Source organism: Kangiella taiwanensis, from assembly GCF_020005165.1.
Taxonomy (GTDB): Bacteria; Pseudomonadota; Gammaproteobacteria; order Enterobacterales; family Kangiellaceae; genus Kangiella; species Kangiella taiwanensis.
Map to the genome: position 1 here is coordinate 522,280 of NZ_JAHCLT010000001.1, position 25,809 is coordinate 548,088.

General features: G+C 43.7%; 25 protein-coding genes. 18 read left to right on the top strand and 7 right to left on the bottom strand.

All coding sequences use genetic code 11. The features are described from left to right. Positions 1 to 51: 51 nt before the first annotated feature. Genes KFK88_RS02555 through nadK form a run of 4 tightly spaced genes read right to left on the bottom strand, consistent with a single transcriptional unit; the run spans position 52 to position 3,598 of the window. Entirely contained in the window at positions 52 to 678 is a 627-nt protein-coding gene (locus KFK88_RS02555; protein ID WP_223577089.1) for a hypothetical protein, read from the bottom strand. Beyond that, a complete protein-coding gene (gene recN / locus KFK88_RS02560; protein WP_223577090.1) occupies positions 665 to 2,329 on the bottom strand; it encodes a DNA repair protein RecN in 1,665 nt (554 codons plus the stop codon). The genes KFK88_RS02555 and recN overlap by 14 nt, the downstream gene beginning before the upstream one ends. 12 nt (positions 2,330 to 2,341) lie before the next feature. After that, positions 2,342 to 2,677, bottom strand: a complete 336-nt coding sequence (locus KFK88_RS02565) for a hypothetical protein (protein WP_223577091.1) — start codon at positions 2,675 to 2,677, stop codon at positions 2,342 to 2,344. Between the two features lie 36 nt (positions 2,678 to 2,713). Beyond that, positions 2,714 to 3,598 (bottom strand): NAD(+) kinase, encoded by an 885-nt coding sequence (nadK, locus tag KFK88_RS02570; RefSeq protein WP_223577092.1) that lies wholly within the window; start codon positions 3,596 to 3,598, stop codon positions 2,714 to 2,716. A 151-nt stretch (positions 3,599 to 3,749) separates the two neighbouring features. Between nadK and hrcA the strand changes: the two genes are divergently transcribed. From hrcA to greA, 12 genes are all read left to right on the top strand, one after another. After that, complete coding sequence (gene hrcA / locus KFK88_RS02575; RefSeq protein WP_223577093.1) at positions 3,750 to 4,793, top strand: heat-inducible transcriptional repressor HrcA; 1,044 nt, start codon at positions 3,750 to 3,752, stop codon at positions 4,791 to 4,793. A 132-nt stretch (positions 4,794 to 4,925) separates the two neighbouring features. Continuing rightward, positions 4,926 to 5,513 (top strand): nucleotide exchange factor GrpE, encoded by a 588-nt coding sequence (gene grpE, locus KFK88_RS02580; protein ID WP_396326640.1) that lies wholly within the window; start codon positions 4,926 to 4,928, stop codon positions 5,511 to 5,513. Positions 5,514 to 5,659: 146 nt separating this feature from the next. Then, entirely contained in the window at positions 5,660 to 6,376 is a 717-nt protein-coding gene (locus tag KFK88_RS02585) for a YebC/PmpR family DNA-binding transcriptional regulator (RefSeq protein ID WP_223577095.1), read from the top strand. Positions 6,377 to 6,831: 455 nt separating this feature from the next. Next, on the top strand, positions 6,832 to 7,119 hold the full coding sequence (locus tag KFK88_RS02590; protein WP_223577096.1) for a hypothetical protein: 288 nt from the start codon (positions 6,832 to 6,834) through the stop codon (positions 7,117 to 7,119). 61 nt (positions 7,120 to 7,180) lie between these two features. Then, complete coding sequence (locus KFK88_RS02595; RefSeq protein ID WP_223577097.1) at positions 7,181 to 7,465, top strand: hypothetical protein; 285 nt, start codon at positions 7,181 to 7,183, stop codon at positions 7,463 to 7,465. Between the two features lie 316 nt (positions 7,466 to 7,781). Beyond that, the gene (dnaK, locus tag KFK88_RS02600) at positions 7,782 to 9,725 is read left to right on the top strand and encodes a molecular chaperone DnaK (protein WP_223577098.1); all 1,944 of its coding nucleotides are present in this window, start codon (positions 7,782 to 7,784) and stop codon (positions 9,723 to 9,725) included. A gap of 226 nt (positions 9,726 to 9,951) precedes the next feature. Continuing rightward, positions 9,952 to 11,100, top strand: a complete 1,149-nt coding sequence (dnaJ, locus tag KFK88_RS02605; protein ID WP_223577099.1) for a molecular chaperone DnaJ — start codon at positions 9,952 to 9,954, stop codon at positions 11,098 to 11,100. 102 nt (positions 11,101 to 11,202) lie between these two features. Further along, complete coding sequence (locus KFK88_RS02610; RefSeq protein ID WP_223577100.1) at positions 11,203 to 11,823, top strand: GDSL-type esterase/lipase family protein; 621 nt, start codon at positions 11,203 to 11,205, stop codon at positions 11,821 to 11,823. 18 nt (positions 11,824 to 11,841) lie between these two features. Further along, on the top strand, positions 11,842 to 12,645 hold the full coding sequence (gene dapB, locus KFK88_RS02615) for a 4-hydroxy-tetrahydrodipicolinate reductase (protein ID WP_223577101.1): 804 nt from the start codon (positions 11,842 to 11,844) through the stop codon (positions 12,643 to 12,645). Between the two features lie 566 nt (positions 12,646 to 13,211). Beyond that, entirely contained in the window at positions 13,212 to 14,372 is a 1,161-nt protein-coding gene (gene carA, locus KFK88_RS02620) for a glutamine-hydrolyzing carbamoyl-phosphate synthase small subunit (protein ID WP_223577102.1), read from the top strand. A 15-nt stretch (positions 14,373 to 14,387) separates the two neighbouring features. After that, complete coding sequence (carB, locus tag KFK88_RS02625) at positions 14,388 to 17,618, top strand: carbamoyl-phosphate synthase large subunit (protein ID WP_223577103.1); 3,231 nt, start codon at positions 14,388 to 14,390, stop codon at positions 17,616 to 17,618. Then, positions 17,615 to 18,097 (top strand): transcription elongation factor GreA, encoded by a 483-nt coding sequence (gene greA, locus KFK88_RS02630; protein WP_223577104.1) that lies wholly within the window; start codon positions 17,615 to 17,617, stop codon positions 18,095 to 18,097. The genes carB and greA overlap by 4 nt, the downstream gene beginning before the upstream one ends. Before the next feature lie 2 nt (positions 18,098 to 18,099). Here the strand turns inward: greA and KFK88_RS02635 are convergent, their stop codons facing one another. Next, a complete protein-coding gene (locus tag KFK88_RS02635; protein WP_223577105.1) occupies positions 18,100 to 18,672 on the bottom strand; it encodes a helix-turn-helix domain-containing protein in 573 nt (190 codons plus the stop codon). Between the two features lie 155 nt (positions 18,673 to 18,827). Between KFK88_RS02635 and KFK88_RS02640 the strand changes: the two genes are divergently transcribed. Genes KFK88_RS02640 through KFK88_RS02650 form a run of 3 tightly spaced genes read left to right on the top strand, consistent with a single transcriptional unit; the run spans position 18,828 to position 21,620 of the window. Beyond that, a complete protein-coding gene (locus tag KFK88_RS02640) occupies positions 18,828 to 19,256 on the top strand; it encodes a hypothetical protein (protein ID WP_223577106.1) in 429 nt (142 codons plus the stop codon). Positions 19,257 to 19,296: 40 nt separating this feature from the next. Then, positions 19,297 to 20,247 carry a YbgA family protein gene (locus KFK88_RS02645; RefSeq protein ID WP_223577660.1) on the top strand — a complete coding sequence of 317 codons (951 nt, stop codon included), beginning with the start codon at positions 19,297 to 19,299 and terminating at the stop codon, positions 20,245 to 20,247. Next, on the top strand, positions 20,247 to 21,620 hold the full coding sequence (locus KFK88_RS02650; RefSeq protein WP_223577107.1) for a cryptochrome/photolyase family protein: 1,374 nt from the start codon (positions 20,247 to 20,249) through the stop codon (positions 21,618 to 21,620). The genes KFK88_RS02645 and KFK88_RS02650 overlap by 1 nt, the downstream gene beginning before the upstream one ends. Here the strand turns inward: KFK88_RS02650 and KFK88_RS02655 are convergent. Both KFK88_RS02655 and KFK88_RS02660 read right to left on the bottom strand, forming a co-directional pair. Next, the gene (locus tag KFK88_RS02655) at positions 21,617 to 22,153 is read right to left on the bottom strand and encodes a chalcone isomerase family protein (RefSeq protein WP_223577108.1); all 537 of its coding nucleotides are present in this window, start codon (positions 22,151 to 22,153) and stop codon (positions 21,617 to 21,619) included. The genes KFK88_RS02650 and KFK88_RS02655 overlap by 4 nt on opposite strands. After that, the gene (locus KFK88_RS02660; RefSeq protein WP_223577109.1) at positions 22,153 to 22,641 is read right to left on the bottom strand and encodes a nuclear transport factor 2 family protein; all 489 of its coding nucleotides are present in this window, start codon (positions 22,639 to 22,641) and stop codon (positions 22,153 to 22,155) included. The genes KFK88_RS02655 and KFK88_RS02660 overlap by 1 nt, the downstream gene beginning before the upstream one ends. 210 nt (positions 22,642 to 22,851) lie before the next feature. On the opposite strand from KFK88_RS02660, the gene KFK88_RS02665 reads away from it, so the two are divergent. The 3 genes from KFK88_RS02665 to KFK88_RS02675 are packed head-to-tail and all read left to right on the top strand — an operon-like array spanning position 22,852 to position 25,803. Then, complete coding sequence (locus KFK88_RS02665; protein ID WP_223577110.1) at positions 22,852 to 23,739, top strand: acyl-CoA desaturase; 888 nt, start codon at positions 22,852 to 22,854, stop codon at positions 23,737 to 23,739. Further along, the gene (locus KFK88_RS02670; RefSeq protein WP_223577111.1) at positions 23,736 to 24,992 is read left to right on the top strand and encodes an NAD(P)/FAD-dependent oxidoreductase; all 1,257 of its coding nucleotides are present in this window, start codon (positions 23,736 to 23,738) and stop codon (positions 24,990 to 24,992) included. Before KFK88_RS02665 ends, KFK88_RS02670 begins: the two co-directional genes overlap by 4 nt. Continuing rightward, the gene (locus tag KFK88_RS02675) at positions 24,982 to 25,803 is read left to right on the top strand and encodes a DUF1365 domain-containing protein (RefSeq protein WP_223577661.1); all 822 of its coding nucleotides are present in this window, start codon (positions 24,982 to 24,984) and stop codon (positions 25,801 to 25,803) included. Before KFK88_RS02670 ends, KFK88_RS02675 begins: the two co-directional genes overlap by 11 nt. Positions 25,804 to 25,809 lie beyond the last annotated feature (6 nt).

Below are 25,809 nucleotides of genomic sequence, written 5' to 3' on the forward strand. Positions count from 1 at the left end.
CCTTTAGGTTATGTTTGTAGACTTTGCACTTTTAAATCAGCACTCTGCGGCTTAGTCGTGGAAACTAGGGTGTGAACATACTTGGTTAATAATATCGGCACTGTTCTGCAAAGCAAGATAAGGAAACGGGGAGATAGAGGAGCTCCCGTGAGCGTATGTATTTCTAAAAAATGGAATGACATCACTTAAAGTTTCAGCGTAATTACTGAGCTCGGGTGGAAGTGGTGGTGGGGCGCCTCTAAGCTTCGAGAATTCTAGAGCTTCTGAATATTGACGCTCTTTAAATTTTTTGATTTGACGCCAATAGGATAGCTTTTCAGTAATAATAACTTTATCTTTAACTGCTTTTTTTAAGAGTTTAGAAAATGGTGTTTTAGTATTATTTTGTTTATCTCTCAAAGCCATCTCTATAGTTATGTATGCGTATAGTTCTGAAATAGGCATGAACCTGTAAACATACCAAGAGTAAAGGGCTAAATTTTTTGCAGTTTCAAAGTGTGTCACGATATTAGTTGGAGTATGTTCATTTAAAGCTATTTTATAAATTGGTTTAGAAAACTCTTCAAGAGTTAATGGGGTAAAAGAACCGTCTTTATATTTACCAAACCCTTCCCAGCGAGAGTCCGGAGTATTGATATTGGTAAGGGAGTTAACAAACTCTGCGTTAATGTTCGCCATGAGCCAACAACTCCCTTGCGTGACTTCTGATAGTCTCGGTTATCTCTACACCACCAATCATGCGGGCTAATTCTTCAATTCGCTGATCGGTATCAAGTTGTTGAAGCTCAGTCTGAGTGCTTTTCTTATCTTGTGACTTGGCGACCATTAGGTGCTGGTGGCCTTGGGCGGCGACTTGTGCTTGGTGTGTGACGCAGAGAATTTGGGCTTTTTTGCCTAAGTCTGCCAGAAGCTTACCGACGATTTCGGCTGTGCCACCACCGATACCAACGTCAACTTCGTCGAAAATTAATGTTGGTAGCTGGATGGTTTGGGCGTTAATCACTTGTAAGGCCAAGCTGATGCGAGACAGTTCACCACCAGAAGCCACTTTACGTAAAGGTTGTGGTTTCTGACCAGGGTTAGTGCTGACCATAAATTCGGCGGTTTCGAGTCCTTGAGACTTGAAGCTGTCTTTATCCGTAGGGTTCAGTGCAACTTCAAACACGCCGTTTCCAAGCCCTAAGTCTTTCATCAGCTTAACAACTTGCTTTTCGAGCTCTTTAGCCGATTTTGCGCGCGCTTTAGATACTTTTGTCGCCAGTTTGCTGTAATTCTCTTGCTGAAGACTTAATTCTTTCTCTAGATCATCAAAGGTTTGCTCGTCGCCCGAAAGCTGTTCGAGTTCTTGCTCGATAGTTTGCTTAGTTTCAGGCAGATCAGTCATGGTCACCTGATGCTTACGTGCTAAGTCGTGAAGTAAGGTTAGCTCTTGGTCAAGTTGCTCGTATTCTGCGGGATCAATATCTAGGCGCTCTAAATAGTCTCGCAGTTCGTGACTGGCCTCTTCGATCTCGACCAAAGCTGACTGCAGTAAATCGTGGGTGTTGCTAACGCCATCATCCATATTTTTCATGTCGCTAATGATATGGATAACCCGTCCCAACTGACTAATGATATTCTCCTCGTCTTCATTCAGCGCCATCAGGCTTTGCTGGCCCTGCTCCAGTAATTTACTGGCGTTTGCGGCACGTTTGTGATCATTTTCAATGTCGTGCGCACGATCAATCGGTGCCTTTTCAAGCTCTTCAAGCTGGAAAGTCAGTAAGTCTCGGCGATCATTTTTGTCTTTCAATGATTCTTTAAAAGACGTTAACTTCGTTGAAATGTCACTTATGTTCTTAGAAAGAGAACGTAGCTCTTGAGTTTCAGCTGATAAGTCAGCGAAACGGTCAAGAAGTTGTAAATGTGTCTGTGGCTTAAACAACGACTGATGTTCATGCTGGCCGTGAATATCAACCAAAAAGTCGCCAAGCTCGCTTAACTGCGTCAAATTAACGGGTTGCCCGTTAATAAAAGCACGTGAACGCCCATCGTGATTAATCACGCGGCGAAGAATGCAGTCATCTTCATCATCCAGCATTTGCTCATCAAGCCATGCTTGGACAGGTTTAAGCTTCTTAATATCAAAAACAGCGCTAATTTCCGCACGTTTAGCGCCGTTTCGTACCACGCCACTGTCTGCTCGTGCACCGAGCGCAAAGGATAGGGCGTCCACCATAATGGATTTACCGGCGCCGGTTTCACCCGTGACCACGGTCATGCCAGCTTGTAGATCCAAATCAAGCTGATCGATGATGGCAAAGTCTTTGATATGAATACTTGAGAGCATATTTATTATCGTTTATTCGGGCTGAAACGTGCCAGAATGATTGTATGGTTGTCTCCATATATAGTTAAACCAGAATACAGGCATGGCAAAAACATGAAAAGCAACAATTGCTATGACCCACAACATTTTCTTGTCTTTAGGTACTCTATTCGTTTTAGCGATATAAGCGACGTAACCCAATACGAGTATGAAAACAGAAACAGCGTATGGAATGATAAAGCTCTGAAATGCAGAGAAGTTATTGTCGCTAAATGGAGCTGTTGTCATTGTTGCGTAGGTATAAAATAATGCTGCCATTGGCAATAGCGTAACTAAAAGCAATACAATCGCTACCAATCTATTTATCATGGAAAACCTTATTTATATCAGCCTAATGGGTTAGGGTTATAACTTCGATCCCCAGCCGAGCTTAGTACGAAGCAGGCGGAAATAGTCGTAATCTTTCGGGTGCAATAGCCACAAATCCTCTTTGCGCTTACGGATGCAAATCTTTTCGCCCGGTACTACGGGGAATCGAACCTGCCCATCACAGCTGAGCCGTGCTTCGTTTTCGTTGGCTTGGCTGAATACGATATCAACTTTACTGTCTGCGTCAATTGAAATAGGTCGGCTGGAAAGTGTGTGTGGAAACATGGGCACCAGCGATATAGCGTTAATCGATGGGGACATAATGGGGCCACCAGCCGATAAGGAGTAGGCGGTTGAGCCTGTCGGCGTTGAAATGATTAAACCATCGCCACGCAAGCTATACACAAAAGAGTCGTTGATATAGACCTCGAACTCGATCATGCGCGAGATTTCACCGGGATACAGCACGATATCATTAAGCGCATCGCTGTATCGCTCTTGCGAGTCATCGCCTTCGATGTCGGCTTCAAGTAGGAAACGACGCTCTTGAGTGTATTCACCCGCCAAGACTTCGCTGACCTTTTCAGTCACTTGTTGCGGCTGAATGTCGGTTAAGAAGCCCAAGTAGCCACGGTTTACCCCTAGTAACGGAATATTATAGCTAGCCATCAAACGAGCGGCATAAAGCATCGAACCATCGCCGCCGACCACAATAACGAGATTGGCTTTTTCGCCGATGGTCTGCCAGTTCGCTTGATCATCAGCGCTCACATCGATCCCAGAAGCCACCGAATCTTCGACCAAAACGCTGTAGCCATCATCCAGTAGATGACGGTACAAGGTCATAATGGTTTCGCCGACTTCTTGATGCTTCGGTTTGCCCATGATGCCGATAGTGTTAAAACTTAAAGCAGGTGCCACGGTTGCCCTTTGTCCCTTGTAATTGCATTATTGACCCACATTTAAGAATATATACAGCCAATAGGCAAGGGTTTCGCAAAAATATCAATTGCTTGCGGGACTAAACCTTATTATTAATCGATATAACGAACTAAGGCCTGAAAAGACTTTCATGAGCAAATTTGACCAACGCGCACAGATTTTGATGAAGACCCTAGTGGAAACTTACATTTCCAGCGGGCAACCTGTGGGCTCGAAGACGTTACTGCAAAACTCGCAGTTAAGCGTCAGTGCGGCGACGGTGCGCAATGTCATGCAGGATCTTGAAAGTATGGGCTTACTAACCGCGCCGTACACGTCAGCTGGGCGTATTCCCACGTCGCAAGGGGTTCGCTTGTTCGTCGATCAGCTGCTGACTGTGTCCGATGTGGAGGAGATTTATCTGCAGCAATTGCAGAAGCATTTAGGCAAAGTCTCGGAAACAGGCGAGATGCTGTCGAGTGTATCGAATATGTTGTCCCAAGTGACTCAAATGGCTGGTCTGATTCGGGTACCGCGCCGAGACGTGACGCGCGTTAAACAAGTAGAATTCGTCCCTCTGTCGCAGAATAAAGTGTTGGTAGTGTTGGTATTAAGTGACGGTGAAGTGCAAAATCGTGTGATTCAGCTCGACACACCGGTGTCGAGAAGCGAGTTACAGCAGGCTTCAAATTATGTGAATCACCACTTCGCAGGCAAAGAGCTGGATACGGTACGTCGCGAGCTTTTACAAGAGCTGAAGGATGATCGGGCCAAGATGGATCAAATGATGGCTTCGATGATGGAAGTTGCTGAAAAAGGGTTTACCGGCGGTGAAGACGATGAGGTTCAAATCACCGGCAAGTCGCAGCTTCTCAATTGGGTCAATTCTGGTGATATATCGGATCTACAGTCCGTGTTTAATGCGTTTTCAGAAAAGACCCAGATGTTAACCTTGTTGGATAAATGCTTGAATGCAGAGGGTGTGCAGCTCTTTATTGGCGAAGAGTCGGGCTACGATGTGTTATCGCAATGCAGTGTGGTTGGCGCACCTTACAGTATTGACGGTGAAGCCGTGGGCGTATTAGCTGTGGTGGGTCCAACACGTATGGCTTATGACAAGGTGATACCTATGGTCGATATTACGGCGAAATTGATATCGGCGGCCTTGAATAATGATGATGAAACCTCATATTGAGAGACACAGAATATTCAGCCAGCGACAACGTCAGTCGTTGGTTAGCGTTAAATAGTTTGGAGAGTTGGTATGTCTGAGAAAGACAAGCAGAATCAAGACGTTGAAAAAGACAGCGTTGAAAAACAAGAAGAGCTGAGTGAGGCGGATAAAAAAGCTGCTGAGGAGCAGGTGCAGAAAGTTGTGGACGAAGCTTTAGAAGAAGCTGTTGAAGCGGCTGAAGACGATAACTTAGCTGATTTAAGCGATGAAGAGCGTAAAATTGTTGAGTTAGAAAAGGCGTTAGAAGACGCAGAAGCTAAAGCTGCTGAAAATATGGATTTAGCGCTTCGCACTAAAGCAGAAGCAGAAAATATTCGTCGCCGTTCTGAGAACGAAGTGAGTAATGCCCGTAAATACGCGATTGAGAAGTTTGCTGAAGAGCTACTTGCAGTTGTCGATAGCTTAGAGCAGGGCTTACAGGCTAAAGCCGAGCATGAAGAATCGAAGGCGATGAAAGAGGGTATGGAGCTGACTCTAAAAATGACCTTATCGACGTTGAAAAAGTTCGGTGTTGAGCAACTGAATCCTGTTGAAGAAGTGTTCGATCCGCAATTACACGAAGCCATGACCATGGTGCCAAGCCCTGATCATGAGAAAAATACCATTATTGATGTATTCCAGAAAGGCTATTCATTGAACGGACGGATTATTCGTCCGGCGCGTGTGGTAGTTGCCCAGTAAGCAATACATTTGTATTTCGTGAACAAAAGCTGTCTAAATACCTTAGGCGGCTTTTTTTATATCGGTAGATTAATTAATGCCCACTTTCTGAGCATTTCGTAATACAATACGCCAAACTTTAAAATCATAACGTTGAGAGAATACAGATGGGTCGTGCCTTTCAAAACCGTAAAGAGTCGATGGCTAAGACGTCGGATCAAAACGCCAAGGTTTACAGTAAATACAGCCGTGAGATTTATGTTTGTGCAAAACAAGGTGGCTCTGAGCCGGATAGTAACCTTGCTTTGCGCAGCTTGATGGATCGTGCCAAGCGTGATCAGGTTCCTGCGCACGTTATTCAAAAAGCGATTGATAAAGCTGAAGGCGGTGCAGGTGAGGATTTCGCTGTAGCGCGTTATGAAGGCTATGCGCCTGGTAATGTTATGGTGATTGTCGACTGCCTGACGGATAATCCAAATCGTACGTTCGGTGAGGTTCGCCAGTGTTTTGTTAAAACCAAGTCGAAGATTGGAACGGAAGGCAGCGTGATGCACATGTTCGATCACAGCGCTATTTTTGTGTTTGAAAGTGATGATGAAGAAGGTGCTTTAGAAGCACTGATGATGGCGGACGTTGATGTGACCGATATTGAGCATGAAGATGGCAAGATCACGGTATTTGCACCACAGACCGAGTACTTCAAAGCAAAGAACGCACTTCAGGAGCATTTTGAAGGCATTGAATTTGAAGTTGATGAAATTCAGTTTGTACCGAAAGTGATGACTCAGATCTCTGGTGAAGATAAAGAGATGTTCGAAAAGTTTATGGATATGGCAAACGATCAGGACGATGTGCAAAACGTTTATCACAACGCTGAGTTTTAATTTATTAAAATAGCGCTTACGGATGGTAAGTGCCGATTTTCAGAAGAAAAATTTAAAAGCCTTGGTTAGGGTTGCTGTAAAAGCATGAGTCCGCCAAGGTTTTTTTATTCCCAGATCATTCCCAAGCTCGTGCAAAAAATACCCCTAAGACTAACGAAAGAATTAGTAGTTCCCGCAATAAAAAGTTCCTCTCAAAAACGTGACGAGCACCTCGTTCTAGCGGATAAAAAACAATAAAAGATTTTATTAATCAATGAGTTATCAGTTATAGCGCTTTCGATAAGATCACTTTAAAAGTGCAAAGCGTTAAACGCTTTCATAGTCAATTTCATCACAAAAAAACGTCCAATTGTTAAACCCTGTTTTACAAAAAACTGAGTGTGAAATTCGTCATGTTTTTTTATGACTTTTGCGTGTTAAAACAAAAGTCCACTTGCAACAAAAGGTAAAAAGTTATGAAGAAGTCAAACACAGTTTTAGGATTAATTTTAGGTGCAGCTTTTGGTCTTGCTGCTGGAACGGCTAACGCAGGCGACGCAGACATTTTGAAACAGATGGATGTTCGAGCATGTGAAGCTCAAACACAGCAAAAGACTAACGAAAACGGTGAGCAAACGCAAAAGCCTTGTGAGTGTGAGATTGAAAACACTGACTACGAAGCTTTGTCTGAAGCCAAGAAAAAAGGTGATTTAGCGAAAATCCAAAAAATCAATCAGGAAGCGAAAGAAGCTTGTGCTGAATAGTTAACGACTTGAACTTACTCCCACTAACGAAATACATTTTGCAATCTAGAAGGTGATTATTATGAAAAAGACATTATTAACACTAACCACTGTATTTGGTCTGGCTATTGCAAGCAGCGCAATGGCAAATGAAGCGGAAACAATGAAGCTGCAGGAGTTGCGTGCTTGTGATATGCAAGCACAGCAATTGCCGGAAGAAGTTCGTACTAAGCAGCAGGAAAGCTGTAAGTGCGTGGTTGAAAACACAGACTACGACGCTTTGGTAGAGGCGAAGAAAAGCGGTGATATGGCTAAAGTACAGGAAATTAAAAGCAAGGCAAGCCAGTCTTGTCGTGGTGCTCAATAATCAGGCATCACCCCATGCTTAGCGTGGGACTATTTTCTCTCCTACTACCTAAGAAGGGAAAATAACACTCCTATACATAGTCACTAGAAGTCGGCCTTCGGGCCGGCTTTTATATTTTTAGCATTAAATCTCCTCCCCTCCCCTTGAAATAACGCCACTACCACCAATATTGCAGTCTATCGTCGGGATGCTCAGCCGAAACAACTGCAACAAAGTTGAGTACCCTTAAAAAAAGTAGGATTAAGGGGTTGATCTACCAAACCCAGCCCCCACATAAGCTACAAGCAAGATTTAAAGACCCTTTTGGAGTGAAAACATGGCCAAAATTATCGGAATTGATTTAGGTACAACAAATTCATGTGTTGCCGTTATGGACGGTGACAAGCCTCGCGTTATCGAAAACGCGGAAGGCGCGCGCACGACCCCATCGATCATCGCTTACACTGAAGACGGTGAAACGTTAGTCGGTCAGTCTGCGAAGCGTCAGGCAGTAACTAACCCAGAAAACACTTTGTATGCGATTAAGCGTTTGATTGGTCGTAAATTCAAAGACAAAGTCGTGCAAAAAGACACGGGTATGGTTCCGTACAAAATTATCGAAGCGGACAATGGTGACGCTTGGGTACAAGTGAATGACAAGAAAATGGCACCGCCACAGGTTTCTGCTGAAATCTTGAAAAAGATGAAGAAAACAGCAGAAGACTTTCTAGGTGAAGAAGTTAAAGAAGCCGTGATTACGGTTCCTGCATACTTCAACGACTCACAGCGTCAGGCGACAAAAGATGCGGGTCGAATCGCTGGTCTAGACGTTAAGCGTATTATTAACGAGCCAACAGCGGCTGCGTTAGCTTACGGTATGGACAAAGAGCGTGGCGATCGCACCATCGCGGTGTATGACCTTGGTGGTGGTACCTTCGATATCTCAATTATTGAAATCGCGGAAGTTGATGGCGAGCATACCTTCGAAGTGCTTTCTACTAATGGTGATACGTTCCTTGGTGGTGAAGACTTCGACATGCGCGTGATCGAATACTTGGCGTCTGAATTCAAGAAAGAGTCAGGTATTGACCTTAAAGGCGACGCATTAGCGATGCAACGTTTGAAAGAAGCTGGTGAGAAAGCGAAGATTGAATTGTCTTCAAGCAGCCAGACAGAAGTTAACTTGCCGTACATCACAGCAGATTCAACGGGTCCTAAGCACCTTAACATCAAGCTAACTCGTGCAAAATTAGAAGCATTGGTTGAAGACTTGGTTGAGCGTACGCTTGAGCCAGTAAAGCAAGCATTGAAAGACGCAGGCGTTTCTAACTCAGAAATCGACGACGTGATCTTGGTTGGTGGTCAAACTCGTATGCCTAAAGTACAAGAAGCAGTTTCTGGCTTCTTCGGCAAAGATGCACGTAAAGACGTTAACCCTGATGAAGCGGTAGCAGTTGGCGCTGCGATTCAAGGTGCGGTACTAGGTGGTGACGTAAAAGACGTTCTACTACTCGACGTAACGCCTCTAACGCTTGGTATCGAAACGATGGGCCAAGTGATGACTCCGCTGATTGATAAAAACACAACGATCCCAACTAAGGCATCGCAAACCTTCTCAACAGCTGAAGACAACCAAACTGCAGTAACGGTTCACGTGCTTCAAGGTGAACGTAAGATGGCTGCGCAGAATAAATCACTGGGTCGTTTTGACTTAGCGGATATTCCTCCAGCGCCACGTGGTACGCCTCAGATTGAAGTAACGTTCGACATTGATGCTAACGGTATCATGCACGTTTCGGCAAAAGATAAAGCGACTGGTAAAGAGCAATCGATTCAGATTAAAGCCTCTTCAGGTTTGAGCGATGAAGAAATCGATCAAATGATTAAAGATGCTGAGGCGCACGCTGAAGAAGATAAGAAGTTCCAAGAGCTTGTTGAAGCTCGCAACCAAGCGGATGGCCTAGTTCACGCTTCACGTAAGTCACTAGATGACGAAAGCATCACTTTCGAAGAAGGTGAGAAAGAAGCGATTGAAGCTGCAGCTAACGAGCTTGAAGAAGCGATCAAAGGCGACGACTTAGAAGATATTAAAGCTAAGACGGAAGCCTTGAGCCAAGCATCTGCGAAGATGGCTGAGCGTATGTATGCAAACGCACAGCAGCAAGCGGAAGCTGGTCAACAGCCAGGTGGCGAGCAAGCTTCTAATGACTCAAACAATGCTGGCGATGATGTTGTAGACGCTGAGTTTGAGGAAGTTAAGGACGATAAATCTAAGTCATAATTAAAACGGCTCTTTGGCTCGATAGCTTTGTTGCTGAGTTTTCTGCGAGTGCTCATTTACCTGAGTAAACTCCGCTTCTCGAAAACTCAGCGCCTCGCTCTCAAGCCAAATTACTCGTTTTAATACACTATCAGTTGGATAGGCAACTGATAGGAAGAAAAGGTAAACGCAGGATTTGATTCCTGCGTTTGCGGTTAAAGCAGATTGAAGAAGAAAGTAGCTAACTATGTCGAAACGCGATTATTACGAAGTATTGGGTGTCTCGAAAGGCGCTGAAAAAGCTGAACTTAAAAAAGCTTATCGTCGTCTGGCGATGAAGAATCACCCCGATCGTAATCCCGATGATAAAGAAGCTGAGCAACGCTTCAAAGAAGCAAAAGAAGCGTACGAAGTCTTAAGTGATCCGCAGAAACGCCAAATGTACGATCAGTATGGTCATGCTGGCGTTGACCCTAACATGGGCGGTGGCGGCGCTGGTGGCTTCGGCGGCGGTGGCGACTTTAATGATATCTTCGGTGATATTTTTGGCGACATTTTTGGTGGTGGTGGCGGTGGTCGTCGCGGTGGCGGCAGACGTCAAGCCCGCGGTAACGATCTCCAGTACAACCTTGAAATTAGTTTAGAAGAAGCGGTTCGCGGTGTTGAGAAGGAAATTAAAGTTCCAACTTACGTCAACTGCGATACCTGTGATGGTGACGGCGCTAAACCGGGTTCGGGTACAACTACTTGTACTACCTGTGGTGGCCAAGGTGCGGTACGCATGAGCCAAGGCTTTTTCTCGGTACAGCAGACCTGCCCAGATTGTCAGGGTACGGGGCAGATGGTCAAAGACCCGTGTGATGATTGTCATGGTCAAGGTCGAGTGCATAAGACCAAAGAGCTTAAAGTCACAATCCCAGCAGGGATTGATGACGGCATGCGTGTTCGCTTAACAGGCGAAGGCGAAGCGGGTGGTCCTGGCGCGATTGCTGGTGACTTGTACGTTCAGGTCTATGTTAAAGAGCACCCAATCTTTAAGCGTGATGGCGTGAACTTGTACTGTGAGATGCCACTAAGTTTTGTCACTGCGGCTCTTGGCGGCAAGCTTGATGTGCCGACTTTAGACGGAAAAGTTTCATTAACCATTCCTGCAGAAACGCAAACAGGTCGCCTGTTCCGCATGAAAGGCAAAGGTGTTAAAGGCGTTCGGAGTAGCATGGTTGGTGACTTGTTATGCCGTGTGATTGTGGAAACTCCAGTAAAGTTGAACAAGAAGCAGAAAGAGCTGCTTGAAGAGTTTCAACAAACGGTGAATGACTCGGATGGTAAAAACAGCCCAAAGCAAAGCTCTTGGTTTGACGGAGTCAAAAAGTTCTGGGATGCGATGACCAGTTAAGCAATCTTTATGGAAAGGCCCGCCTCGTGCGGGCTTTTTTGTGTTTGGCTGAAAAAAGATTTATGCTCGTAATCCTAATAGTTATAGCGCGTAATGAATTAGATGATAAAGTTATTTGAGCTAGCAAGAGTCAGCCTTTATGGTGTTTTACTTCTGTTGCTAGTTGCCTGTGGAGCAGAAGAAAAGTTACAACCGTTAAGCTCAGATGCCGTTGTTGTAGCCTTTGGCGATAGTTTGACGGAAGGTGTCGGCGCTTCGCGGGACAGTGCGTATCCTCAGGTTCTGGCTGAAATATCCGGCTTAAGGGTCATCAATGAAGGTGTTTCTGGCGAGACAACAGTAGAAGGGTTAGCTCGATTGCCTTTGGTACTGGGAGCTCATGAACCGGACTTAGTGATTCTCATGGAAGGTGGTAATGATATCTTGCGAAACATGAGCCATGCTCAAGCCAAGAGTAATTTAGCGCAGATGATTCAGATGATTCGCTTGAGTGGTGCGCAGGTCGTATTGCTAGGTATACCAGAAAAAAACCTGTTTTCAGACTCCGCGGATTTTTATCAGCAACTAGCCGATGAGCATAATGTGGCGTTTGAAGGTGAGATGATGTCTGACTTACTGAAAACACGCTCCTACAAGTCGGACTCGATCCATTTAAACAACCAAGGCTACCGTGAATTAGCCAATAGAATTTATGGTTTCTTGCAAGAGCAAGGTGCTTTGTAACAATTGAAGTCATTAGGTATGAGTAAAACACAGATAATTATTAACGCCGCGACGGGGCGTATGGGAAAAGAGTTATTACAAGCGACCGTTTCGGATAGGGATGCAAGTTTGGCAGGTGCCGTTGCGCGCGCCGGACACCCAATGGTGGCTAACGATGTAGCATACCTTATTGGCTCTGAGCCTCAAGGTGTTGTGATTAGTGACAGCCTAGCGAATGAGCTCAGTAACGATAAGGTCTTGATAGACTTTAGTTTGCCAGATTATTCGATGGAAAGCATAAAGAGTGCGGTCGAAGCGGGTAGCCCAGTGGTGATCGGCACCACGGGTTATTCAGAGGAACAGTTAACGCAGATTAATAACGCATCCAAGTCGATTCCAATTGTGCTAGCCGCTAATTACTCGATTGGCGTCAATAGTCTGATTGGTCTGGTCAAGCAAGCGACAAAGTTATTAGGCGATAAAGCTGATATAGAGATTTTTGAAGCTCATCATAAGCATAAAAAAGACGCACCATCGGGAACAGCCTTAGCGCTTGGCGAGGCGGTTGCTGAAGAAAAAGGGCAAAACCTTAACGATATTGCAGAATGGGCACGTCATGGTGATGCGCCTCGAAAAGAAGGTACTGTCGGTTTTTCGGTGCTGCGTGCTGGTGACATTGTTGGCACCCACGACGTTGTGTTTGCGCTCAATGGTGAAATGGTCACTCTACGTCATGAAGCCCAGTCGAGACAATGCTTTGCAAGCGGTGCAGTCACAGCAGCAAAGTGGTTAAAAGATAAGCCTGTTGGCCTCTATAATATGCAGGATGTATTAGGGCTCTAAGTAAACTTGAGGCTCACACAGTTCTATTCTTGCATTATGGTTGAGATATTCGCCATAGATCGTGTGCGAAATATCTCAACCGCTTGTAATCCTAGTCGAAATTTTCCAGACGAGATCGCAGTTTTAGCCTTAAGAAAATAAGTAATATATTGTTTTATAAGGTAATTATCCTTTAATTCAAATCTGTATTGATGATTCCCCCTATTGTTCTTTTTTATAAACGGCGTAGAGTTTTAAGAGTGCAAAGGACGCACAGAAGGAAAATTAGCCGAGGGATTTGGTGAGACAAGGAAGTAGCAGGGAGCACTTTAAAAAGGCATGAGGCCACTCGAAAATGGGCGGGATTACCGCCCTTTTTCATTTGTATTCTTGGAAAGTTCTACTTGCTACTGAAACCTGCTTTTTAGGGCGCGATTATTTGGAATTGTTAGGCAACTCTCATAGACATAAAAAGAGTGATCCCTTACAATACACGGAATTTGCCGAATTTTTGTCTTTTTGTGAAAAATGTGCGGAGTCATTATTAATGAATCCGATTTTTTTGCGCCTAAAAAACGGAGGTTTCTTTGCCAACACAAGAGTCTCAGCAGCTACTTTCAAGTCTGCAACCCGCCATTTTAGTTCTCGAAGACGGTAGCGTTTTCCATGGTTCATCAATTGGTTACGATGGACAAGCTGTCGGAGAGGTGGTTTTCAACACGGCCATGACTGGCTACCAAGAGATACTAACTGACCCTTCTTACGCTAAACAAATAGTCACCTTAACTTATCCCCATATTGGTAATACTGGTATCAACAGTGAAGATGTTGAATCCGACCAGGTGTGGGCGGAAGGTTTGATTATTCGTGATTTGCCACTGTTACACAGTAACTGGCGTAGCGAAGAGACATTAACTGATTATCTCAAGCGCACTAAACGTGTCGCTATTGCTGATATCGATACGCGTCGATTGACGCGAATTTTGCGTGATAAAGGTGCGCAGAACGGCTGCATCATCGCAGGCGATATTGATGAAGCGAGAGCATTAGAGCTTGCTAAAGAATTCCCTGGCCTTAAAGGCATGGACTTAGCGAAAGAGGTTTGCACCGATAAGCAATACTCTTGGAATGAGTCGACCTGGGATTTGGTTAATGGTTACGGTGAACGCCAAGAGTCTAAGTTCAAGGTGGTAGCTTATGACTATGGTGTGAAGAAAAATATTTTACGCATGCTCGCCGAGCGCGGCTGTGAACTGACGGTAGTTCCAGCGCAAACACCAGCTAAGGATGTGTTGGCTATGAATCCTGATGGTGTTTTCCTATCAAATGGTCCAGGTGACCCTGAGCCGTGTGATTATGCGATTAAGGCGATTCAAGACATCTTGGAAACTGATATTCCAGTATTCGGGATTTGCTTAGGTCATCAGCTATTAGCATTAGCCAGTGGCGCTAAGACTATCAAGATGAAGTTTGGTCATCACGGTGCGAACCACCCAGTTAAAACGCTGGAAAATGACCGAGTGATGATTACCAGCCAAAACCACGGCTTTGCGGTGGATGAGGCAACGTTGCCTGAAAACCTAACGGCAACTCATCGTTCATTGTTTGACGATTCTCTACAAGGCATCCATCGTACGGATAAGCCGGCGTTTAGCTTCCAGGGCCACCCTGAAGCGAGCCCAGGTCCGCAAGATGCGTCGCCATTGTTCGATCATTTCATTGAGTTAATGGAACAAGCAAAAGCCTAGGAGAGAAAATAGAATATGCCAAAACGTACTGATATAGAAAGCATCTTAATTTTAGGCGCTGGCCCAATCATCATCGGTCAGGCTTGTGAGTTCGATTACTCAGGTGCACAAGCGTGTAAAGCGCTAAGAGAAGAGGGTTACCGAGTTATTTTGGTTAACTCAAACCCTGCGACGATTATGACTGACCCGAATATGGCTGATGCGACATATATCGAGCCAATTGAGTGGGAAGTTGTATCTAAAATCATTGAAAAAGAAAAGCCTGACGCGATTCTTCCAACGATGGGTGGCCAGACTGCATTGAACTGTGCGCTTGATTTGGCTTCTCGTGGCGTACTGGAAATCCATGGCGTTGAGATGATTGGTGCGAATCGTGAAGCGATTGATAAAGCGGAAGACCGTGAGTTGTTCGCTAAGTCGATGGCTAAAATTGGTTTGGATCAACCGCGTCAGGATATCGCTCGTAGCTTAGAAGATGCGTGGAAAGTGCAAAAAGAAGTGGGCTTCCCATGTATTATTCGTCCGTCGTTCACCATGGGCGGTACGGGTGGCGGTATTGCCTACAACAAAGAAGAGTTTGAAGAGCTGTGTTACCGCGGTTTAGATTTATCGCCGACTAACGAGTTGTTGATTGATGAATCGTTAATTGGCTGGAAAGAGTATGAGATGGAAGTTGTTCGTGATAAGAATGACAACTGCATCATTATCTGCTCGATTGAAAACTTTGACCCAATGGGTGTGCATACGGGTGATTCGATTACGGTAGCGCCAGCACAGACGTTGACCGACAAAGAATATCAGCGTATGCGTGATGCGTCGCTGGCGGTATTACGTGAAATCGGTGTTGAGACGGGTGGTTCGAACGTACAGTTCGCGATCAATCCGGACAATGGTCGCATGACGATTATCGAGATGAACCCACGTGTATCACGTTCATCAGCATTAGCGTCAAAAGCGACAGGTTTCCCAATCGCAAAAGTCGCTGCAAAGCTAGCCGTTGGCTATACGTTGGATGAGCTTCAGAACGAAATTACTGGCGGTAAAACACCAGCATCATTCGAGCCGAGCATCGATTACGTTGTAACCAAAATTCCTCGTTTCAACTTCGAAAAGTTCCCGAATACAGATGCTACTTTGACCACCCAGATGAAGTCTGTGGGCGAAGTCATGGCGATTGGTCGCACATTCCAAGAGTCCATGCAAAAAGCATTGCGTGGCTTGGAAGTTGGCGCGAATGGCTTTGATCCTAAGCTTGAAGAAGACAACGAAGAGTGGGTCGACACCTTACGCCAAAACCTACGTGTGCCTGGCACAGACCGTATCTGGTACATCGGAGATGCCTTCCGCAAGGGCTGGACGATTGATGATGTATTTGATTTAACGGGTATCGACCGCTGGTTCCTTGTTCAGATTGAAGAGCTTATTAAGATCGAGCAAATGCTTGAAGGGAAGTCATTGTCGGATCTTGACGAGCATTTGATACGTCAAGTGAAGCGCAAAGGTTTTTCAGATGCTCGCTTGGCTGAAATATTCGCGTGCCGTGAAAAAGAAATTCGCAAGTTGCGCAAAAAGTTTGGCGTCGTACCAGTCTACAAGCGCGTTGATACCTGTGCAGCTGAGTTCGCGACCAGCACGGCTTATATGTACTCAACGTATGAAGAAGAGTGTGAGTCGGATCCGTCAGATCGTGAAAAAATCATGATTTTGGGCGGTGGCCCTAACCGTATTGGTCAAGGTATTGAGTTTGACTACTGCTGTGTGCATGCGGCCTTTGCGATGCGTGACGACGGCTACGAAACCATTATGGTTAACTGTAACCCAGAGACAGTTTCTACGGATTACGATACGTCAGACCGCTTATACTTCGAGCCACTAACGCTTGAAGATGTACTTGCGATTGTTGACGTAGAAAAGCCAAAAGGCGTGATTGTTCATTACGGTGGTCAAACACCGCTGAAATTAGCACGTGACTTAGAAGCTGCAGGCGTACCGATTATTGGTACGTCGCCGGATGCGATTGACCGTGCGGAAGACCGTGAGCGTTTCCAGCGTGCGATTGACCGTTTAGGGTTGTTACAGCCGCCTAACCGCACGGCGCGTAACCTTGAAGAAGGTGTGCGTTTAGCGGAAGAGATTGGTTATCCGCTAGTCGTACGTCCTTCGTACGTGCTAGGTGGTCGTGCGATGGAGATTGTTTACAACGAAGACGAGCTTCGACGTTACATGAATGACGCGGTAAGCGTATCGAATGAATCGCCTGTATTGCTTGATCGCTTCTTGGATGACGCGATTGAGGTGGATGTTGATGCTATCTTCGATGGTGAGAAAATTCTCATCGGTGGTGTTATGGAGCACATTGAGCAAGCGGGTGTTCACTCGGGTGACTCTGCATGTTCGATTCCGCCATTCAGCCTGAGCAAAGAAGTTCAGGACGAGATGCGGCATCAAATGCTAAAAATGGCGAAAGAGTTACAAGTTCGTGGCTTGATGAATACTCAGTTCGCGATTCAGGGCGACAAGATCTTTATTCTTGAAGTGAACCCACGTGCTTCGCGTACGGTTCCGTTTGTGTCGAAAGCAACAGGTACGCCTCTAGCGAAAATCGCTGCGTCTGTCATGGCTGGCAAAACGCTAGAAGAAATTGGCTACACGCAAGAAGTAATCCCAACTTATTACTCTGTAAAAGAGCCGGTCTTCCCGTTTAATAAATTCCCAGGTTCGGATCCAATCCTTGGCCCTGAGATGAAATCGACCGGTGAAGCCATGGGCGTTGGCAAAACCTTTGGTGATGCATTCTATAAAGCAAAACTGGGTGGTGCTAGCGGTCAGATTGTTCCTTTAGCAGGACGTGCGATTATTAGTGTGCGTGAAGCTGACAGAGTGGGCTTGGTCGATGTGGCTAAGAAGTTGGTGGAGCAAGGCTTTGAGCTGATGGCTACCAGCGGTACTGCTCGCGCTATTCGTGAAGCCGGTATTCCATGCCAGCGTATTAATAAGATGTTTGAAGGTCGCCCACATATTGTGGACTACATCAAGAATGGTGAGGTAGACTACATTATTAATACAACAGAAGGTAAGCAAGCGATTGCTGACTCTTTCTTGATTCGTCGTAGTGCGCTACAGCATAAAGTACCGTACACCACGACGTTGGCAGGAGCGGTAGCTTCTTGCGCGGCGATGAAAGAGCATACTCGTAGCACCATTAATTCTGTTCAGGAATTACATAAACAGGTAAAAGCAGTATGAATAGAGTTCCAATGACTGCAGCTGGCGCAGAACAGTTGCAGGCTGAGTTGAATGACCTTAAAAAAGTGCAGCGTCCTAAAGTGGTCGCTGCCATTGCTGAAGCTCGTGAGCATGGCGATTTGAAAGAGAACGCTGAATACCATGCAGCGCGTGAACAGCAGGGGTTTATTGAAGGCCGTATTCAAGAAATTGAAGCGAAGCTTTCAAACTCTCAAATTGTTGATATCACCAAAATTACTAACACGGGCAAAGTGATCTTTGGCTCGACGGTGGTTTTGATTAACCTAGAAGATGGTAAAGACACCGAAGTGCGTTATCAGATTGTAGGTGATGACGAAGCTGATATTAAACAAAATAAGCTCTCTATTAATTCACCGATTGCTCGAGGCCTTATTGGTAAAGAGGAAGGTGATATTGCTGACATTCAAACTCCGGGCGGTAAAGTGGAGTATGAAGTCGCTGAAGTGCTTTATATCTAAGTCTATTTCTTGTGTTTAACTAGCCTTACGGTCTGTAGGGCTAGTCCCATCAAAGTTAAAATCATCCCTACAAAATAAAAAACTCTATTGATTAAAGGTGAAATAGTACGCTCCCCAAGTAAAATGTAGGTTCCATCAGTACCTTGGTATGGCTCACGATACTTTTCTCCCATGAATTCATCAGTAACAATAAAGTTTGGTATTAATACCTCGCTTTGATGCTTGGGGTTTTCATATTGGGAGAGTTGATAAGTATAAGCTGTATTGTTCTGGATGATACCAAAATACGCTAAGGCTATGGATAGAAACCCCGTTAAGATTAAGGCAGTACCGATATAAAAAAGCCTTCCTAAGGACTCGTTACTGTTTTCTTTAACCTCTTTAGCAAAAGCTATATCTGATATGTGGCAGTGGTAAGTAGTAGCAATTTTTTTAAGTATTTCAAGCGAAGGAAGTGCTTGGTCATTTTCGAGTTTTGACAAGTAGGATTGTTGAATACCTATTTCTTTAGCGGCCTGACCTTGAGTCCAACCTTTATCTAATCGAATTTGTCTTAATGCTTTATACTTGACCATTGTACTGTATTGATAGATTTTTTAATTAAATTCATTAGATTGTGACAAATACATTCGATTATTCCACAAGGAATATCAAGAATATCAGTAATTTATATTGATTTCATGTTTTGTAAAGATAATTATGAAGATGAAATTAATAACATAGGAAAGAGATGAGAGTTGCTAAAATAATATTTTTTGTGGGTTTAATGGTGATTGCTTCAGCTGTTTCAGCAGAAACTAAAAAGTATATGTTCGACATTAAATTGTTCGAAATCGCGGATGTCAGTAATGGTGTACAAAACTATCAAGAACTGAAGCCATTCACAAACCCAAAAATGATATCCGAAGAAAATAAACCTACAAGAATGAAAGTATCAGGCGATATACAAAAAGATCTGAATTTTGAATTAGAATTGCTAGCTAAGAGTAATAGGTCTTTTGATATTAACTTTGAATTGTTTAAGAGTGGAGAGTCGGTATCTGGACCTATAAAAACAGAAAGTTACTCTAGTGATAAGACTTGGCTCATGGTGACAAAGTTTGACGGTAAAAGCTTACTAGTTACTGTGGACATGGAGGAGTTGTTAAATCAGAAATAATTTCACATGGTTTTCACAAGTATGAGATGATAATTCAGTGATGAAAAAAATACCGATAGCGATTAGTTCTTGCCTACTGGGCAACAAGGTCCGCTTTGATGGCGGACACAAGCAGTCAAAGTATTGTTTAAATACTCTGAGCGATTGGTTTGATTACCAACCAATATGTCCTGAGATGGGCATAGGTATGCCTGCGCCTCGACCGCCAATCCGCTTAATCGAGGATGATGTTAAAGACATCAGAGTCGTTCAGGTGGATGACCACTCTTACGATGTCACCGATGAACTTAAAGCATTTGCTAAAGAAAAGCTGCATGACTTAAATGACGTCTGTGGCTACATTGTCATTAGGAACTCCCCAAGTTGTGGTATGGAGCGTGTTAAGGTTTATCATCAAAATGGAAACCCAGCTGGGCGATCAGATCGTGGTGTGTATATCAATGAGATCATGAATGAGCGACCTGAGTTACCGGTTGAAGAAGAAGGACGATTGCAGGATGCGAAGTTGAGGGAGAATTTTATCACTCGAGTCTTCGCTTATCAGGATTTTAAAAATAGTGTCAAAAGTCAGCCGTCAGTTAATGCCTTAGTGAAATTCCATAGTCGTTATAAATATTTAGTCATGGCGCATAGTTATGCTGGGTATAAGTCTCTGGGGAGACTGGTAGCGAATAATGATGGTTTAGGGCTTGATGACTTAGTTATTACCTATGAAAAAGAGTTGATGTTAGTCTTAAAAAAATTGGCTAATGCAAAATCTCACAGTAATGTTTTGTATCACATTATGGGCTATCTAAAAGAGGATCTGACGTCTCAAGCAAAGCAAGAGTTGATTGAGGTTGTTGAGCAATATCGAAAAGGCATTGTGACCTTAATTGCGCCAATCACCTTGATAAATCATTATATAAAGCAGTTTGGTAATGACTATATTGCACAGCAGGCCTACCTAAATCCACACCCAGTCGAGTTAGGGTTAAGGAATTATATTTAATGTCGAAGAAATTAGTTTGGTTTAGACAAGACCTTCGAGTTAAAGATAACCCTGCGCTTCACCATGCAGCAAAGTCGGGTGAAGTGATATGTGTATATATCGAGGCAAAAAAACAGCGTGAGCAACATCATGAAGCAAGGGCCAAAGTAGGCTTGATTTATGACTCGTTACTGCTATTAAGGGAAGACCTCAACAAGCTGAACATTCCTCTTCACATCATGACCTGCGATTATTTTGATGAGCAGAGAGCGCTGATTAAAGAGCTGATCAAAGACAAGGATGCAGATGCCTTGTTCTTTAATAATGAGTACCCTATTAATGAGTTGGAGCGTGATAGGGGTGTTGAAAAGGAACTAGGTGCTGATGGAATAGATGTGAACCGATTTCATGGTGATATGGCATTAGAGCCGAATCAAGTGAAAAACAAGCAAGGCGATCCTTACCGAGTATTTACCCCTTATAAAAAAGCATGGATAGAGGTGCATAAAACAGCGCCGATAGAGCCTATATCAATACCTGACAAGCAGAATGCTAACATTGGAGAGCAAATTACAGAGGACTTTTCCCAAGACTATCGTCAAGATCTTTGGCCGCCGGGTGAGCAGGCTGCATTAGAAAGAGTCGATAAGTTTTTAGATAAAGTGGATCAATATAAAAGTAAACGTGATATTCCATCCGTCGCTGGAACGAGCTGTATATCACCCTATTTAGCCATTGGTGCGATTTCGTCAAAACAATGTATCCATGCTTTGTTAAACCATTATGATGGTGAGGAACAGAAACTGTACGGTAATACCTGGTTTTCAGAATTGGTGTGGCGAGAGTTTTACAGGCAAGTATTAATTGATAACCCACAGCTGACTAAGCATAAGCCGTTTAATACTGATGCTAAAGAAGTTTGGGTTGATAATCAGGAAGCGTTTGATGCATGGAAGGAGGGTAAAACGGGCTTTCCTATCATTGATGCGGCCATGAGGCAGTTAAATCAAACGGGGTGGATGCATAACCGTTTACGTATGAACGCTGCGATGTTCCTAAATAAGTTATGTCTCGTGGATTGGCGATCGGGTGAGCGTTATTTTATGGAGACATTAATTGATGGTGATTTTGCATCAAATAATGGCGGTTGGCAGTGGTGTTCTTCAACAGGTGCTGATGGCGCTCCTTATTTCCGAATTATGAGTCCTTTATCCCAGTCGCAACGTTTTGATCCTGAGGGCGAATTTATTCGTAAGTTAGTCCCAGAGTTAAAAGATCTGGATAAAAAATCCATTCATAATCCTAGCTCCGAACAACGGCAAGAAGCAGGTTATCCGGAGCCCATTATCGACTATAAGGAATCGCGGAAAAGAGCATTGGAATTACTGGGCTAGCGTTTGATTCGTTCGGCTAGATCGTTGAATTGCCCGTCCATACTTTCTTTACCAAACCACACATTGAGATAGGTTGAGTGGCACTGAGGGTTGTCCATTTGGTGCAGTGCTTGACCATTCAAATAAAGTTTTAGACCTTCTTCTTGAAATAAATACAGATCATAGTTGTCGCCAGATGTGACGTCACGATAGACATTATTAAGGGGAGCAAAGTGCTCTGAGCAGCGAGACTTTTCCTCTTCAGTCAGGTTCTCTTCTAAATACTCGATAGCACCCTCAGTAAATTGTTGGCCTTCAACATCACGAAGGTATGAAAAGCGCAAAAGCTTTGTCTGGTCATCAAATACATGTTTAGCAGTGTCGCAGTTGGGATAATAAATACCGACATCTACAATATCAAAGAAGTACTTGGTGACACGTTCTTTATCACACAACTTAAAGGTACCTTGACTGTGTTCAATAGACTTTGGCAACTCAGCCTGGGCGCTGAGGCAGGCTGAGAGACCAACTAAAGTGAGCATAAGGCGGTTCATTAAAGACTATCCCTGACTTTTCTTACGAAATAGCCAATGTAAGGCAGGTGTTGATAAAAGCCTTCTGCGCCATCCCAATAGTCTTGATGGAGAATGATTTTTCCTGCTTCGTTGAAGCGAAGCTGAGTCATGCCGATCGACACAGAACGAATATCCCTGCCTTTCGCGGTGAACTCCATGACCATTTTCCAGCGTAGGTAGTAATCCGTATCGCTTTTACTCACATCCAGTATTTCAACCGTTGTTGTTTGGACATTCTCGGCAGTTTCTTCCATGTAAGGGATTAACTCATCAATGGTACGGAAGGTTTTAAAAGTATCATTGAAATAGAAAGAGTCAGCGTAAACTTCTTTGATGTTGGCCGCTTTTGCATCTTTATGAAAGTCTTTGAATACGACCTCAAAGTGAGATGCGGGATCGGGATGCGAGCTAGTCGACGGTATCGTTTTGATGACTGTTAAAAAATCTTCAACACGGTCGTTGTACATGCGATCTCCTCCAGAAGAACAGCAAATAATAGCCATACTCAGTATTAAGGCTGTAATAAGTTTTAAAAGCTTCATTGTGCGAATACCTACTTTATGATGTTATAAGAGAATATAAGTAGGGACGTCAAATATTTGTGAATAAGCTGTTCACAGGATCTTCACGAATTGGGGCTTAATCTTGGCATCAACAGTACTTGAGGATTTTTTCAATTGAAACAGTGGTTTGATAACAAAGCGGTAGGGACTTTTGCAGAAGACACGGTCGACTGGCCGCGAGTGATCCCCTATATATTACTTCACCTAACATGCCTATTTGTATTGGTTGTGGGTGTGAGCTGGATAGCAATTGTGATCTTTGCAGCCAGTTACTTTATCCGTATGTTTGCAATTACGGCCTTCTATCATCGTTATTTCTCACACAAAAGCTTTAAAACAAGCCGTTTTGTGCAGTTAGCTTTTGGTTTCTTGGGAGCTACAGCGACACAAAGAGGTCCACTGTGGTGGGCTGCACATCACCGACATCACCACAAACATGCTGACACAGAGAAAGATACTCATTCGCCGCGTCACGGATTCCTAAGAAGCCATACGCTATGGTTTTTAACAAAAAAGAACTTCCCAACTAATGAAGATCGGGTAAAAGATTTAGCTCGATATAAAGAGTTGAAGTGGTTAGACCGGTATGATGTGGTTCCACCAATCATTTACGCGTTCTTAATTTTACTCCTTGGTACTTACATCGAGCATGTTCATCCTACTCTGGGCGCGACTAAGTGGCAGATATTGATCTGGGGCTTCTTCATCTCGACAGTAGTGCTATCCCATGTCACTTTTTTGATTAATTCTCTAGCTCATCGCTGGGGCTACAGAAGCTTTGATACAGATGATGACAGTCGAAATAATCCGTTATTAGCACTGCTGACCCTCGGAGAGGGGTGGCACAATAACCATCATAAATTTCCAGCCTCAGTTCGCCAAGGCTTACGATGGTGGGAATTAGATGTTAGTTATTACTTACTATTGTTAATGGAAAAGCTAGGTTTAGTCTGGGATTTAAAAAAACCTGAAGGCACAAAAGTACAGGAGCAAAGAGTTTGAAGGTAGCAGTCATTGGTTCTGGAATTTCAGGTATTTCGGCAGCAGAATATTTATCAGAAAAGTGCGATGTCACCGTATTTGAAAAGAATGATCGAGTTGGAGGGCATGCAGATACACATAGAATTGATGTCGGTGGTGAGGAAATCGATGTCGATACCGGATTTATTGTATTTAACCCAAATAATTATCCCCGTTTTAGCCAGCTTTTGGAAAAATATCAGGTTGCCTACAAAGATAGTGATATGAGCTTTGCAGTTTCAAACCGCTTTACTGGTTTGGAATATAATGCGACCAACCTCAACACGTTATTTTGCCAGCGCAGGAACCTTCTTAACCCAAAGTTTTATCGAATGATAAAAGATATCATTCGGTTTTACCGTGAGGCATCAGAGTTATTAGAGGATGAGTTTTCTGATGTGTCACTGGGGCAGTACCTCCGTAAGAACAAGTACAGCGACTATTTTATTAATGAGCATATTATTCCGATGGCCTCAGCGTTGTGGTCTGGTAAAGCAGACTTAATTATGAATTTTCCAGCAAAGTATCTAGTAGCCTTTATGAAAAACCATAACATGATGCAACTGGATAACCGACCTGTGTGGAAAACTATTGATGGAGGCTCAAAAAAATATTTACAGGCGATAACTGAAAAAGCGAATTTCACAGTAAAACTAAATTCAACAATAAAGCATATTGTGAGAGACACAGCTAACGTGAAAATTGTCATGGAGGATGGAACAGAGGATATTTACGATCACATTGTTATGGCCTGCCATAGTGACCAGGCGTTAATGTTATTAGAAAACCCAACACCACAAGAAGACGCTGTCTTGAGAGCCATAAAATATCAGCGTAATGAAGTTTGCTTACATTGGGACACTGAACTCTTACCGCGCAACAAAAATGCTTGGGCGAGCTGGAATGTACTCCGTAATGAGAGTAGCAAGGAGCAATGTACGGTGAGCTACTATATGAATTTATTGCAATCTTTACCTACATCCATGCCTGTAATCGTAAGTTTAAACATGAGTGAGCAGGTAGATACCAATAAGGTATGGAAGTATTTAGAGTATGAACATCCAGTTTATACACAAGATACCATTGATGCCCAAAAAAGAAAGATTGATATTCAAGGTAAGAATAGGAGTTACTTTTGTGGTGCTTATTGGGGTTGGGGATTTCATGAAGATGGAGCTCGGAGTGGTTTAGAGGCTGCGCAGCAGTTGCTGCGTGATAATGGATATGCTGAATAATAGTCTTGTTAAGGGTTGGGTTAGACACCGACGATACCTGCCAAAGCCACACGAATTTGATTATGACATGTCATGGACTTTGCTGGATCTAGATGACATTGATGAGCAATTTAGAAAAAGTAAACTGTGGTCGGTTGAGAAGGTTAATATTGTTTCATATCGTGCTGACGATTTTCACCAAGGGCCAAATAGAAAGCTTGAAGGAGGCTCTAACCTGAGAAGCCAACCTTTGAACAACAAGCAGAATATAATCAACAGCATCCAGTCCAAAACAGGAAAAGAGTTTACTGGTAAGGTTTTTATGATGTCGCACTTGAGGAACTATGGATATAACTTTAACTCCGTGTGTTTCTACTTTTGTTTTGGACATGACTCAAATTTAAAATTTATTGTTAGTGAGATCACAAATACCCCTTGGGGGGAGCGGCACAGTTATGTTTTTGACTGCGAAAATGATAATGAAAAAGCGAGTCAGGCTGCAAAAAATAAAGTAACTCACCAGTTTAACTTCAGTAAAGAGTTTCATGTATCACCCTTTATTCAAATGGATATGCGATATCGTTGGACTTTTATCATTAGCGCAACAGAACTACGAGTCCATATGGCAGTATTGACAGAGAATGAACATAAATATTTTGACGCCACCTTCACGGGGGAGCTTTTACCATTAACCAAAAGTAACATGAGAAAGTTCGCCTTTAGTCATGCATTGCAGCCTCAAAAAATGAGTCTATTGATATATTGGCAGGCTTTAAAACTTTGGCTTAAGCGGTTTAGAGTTTTTGACCACCCCAAACATAGCCAGTCTTAGGAGATT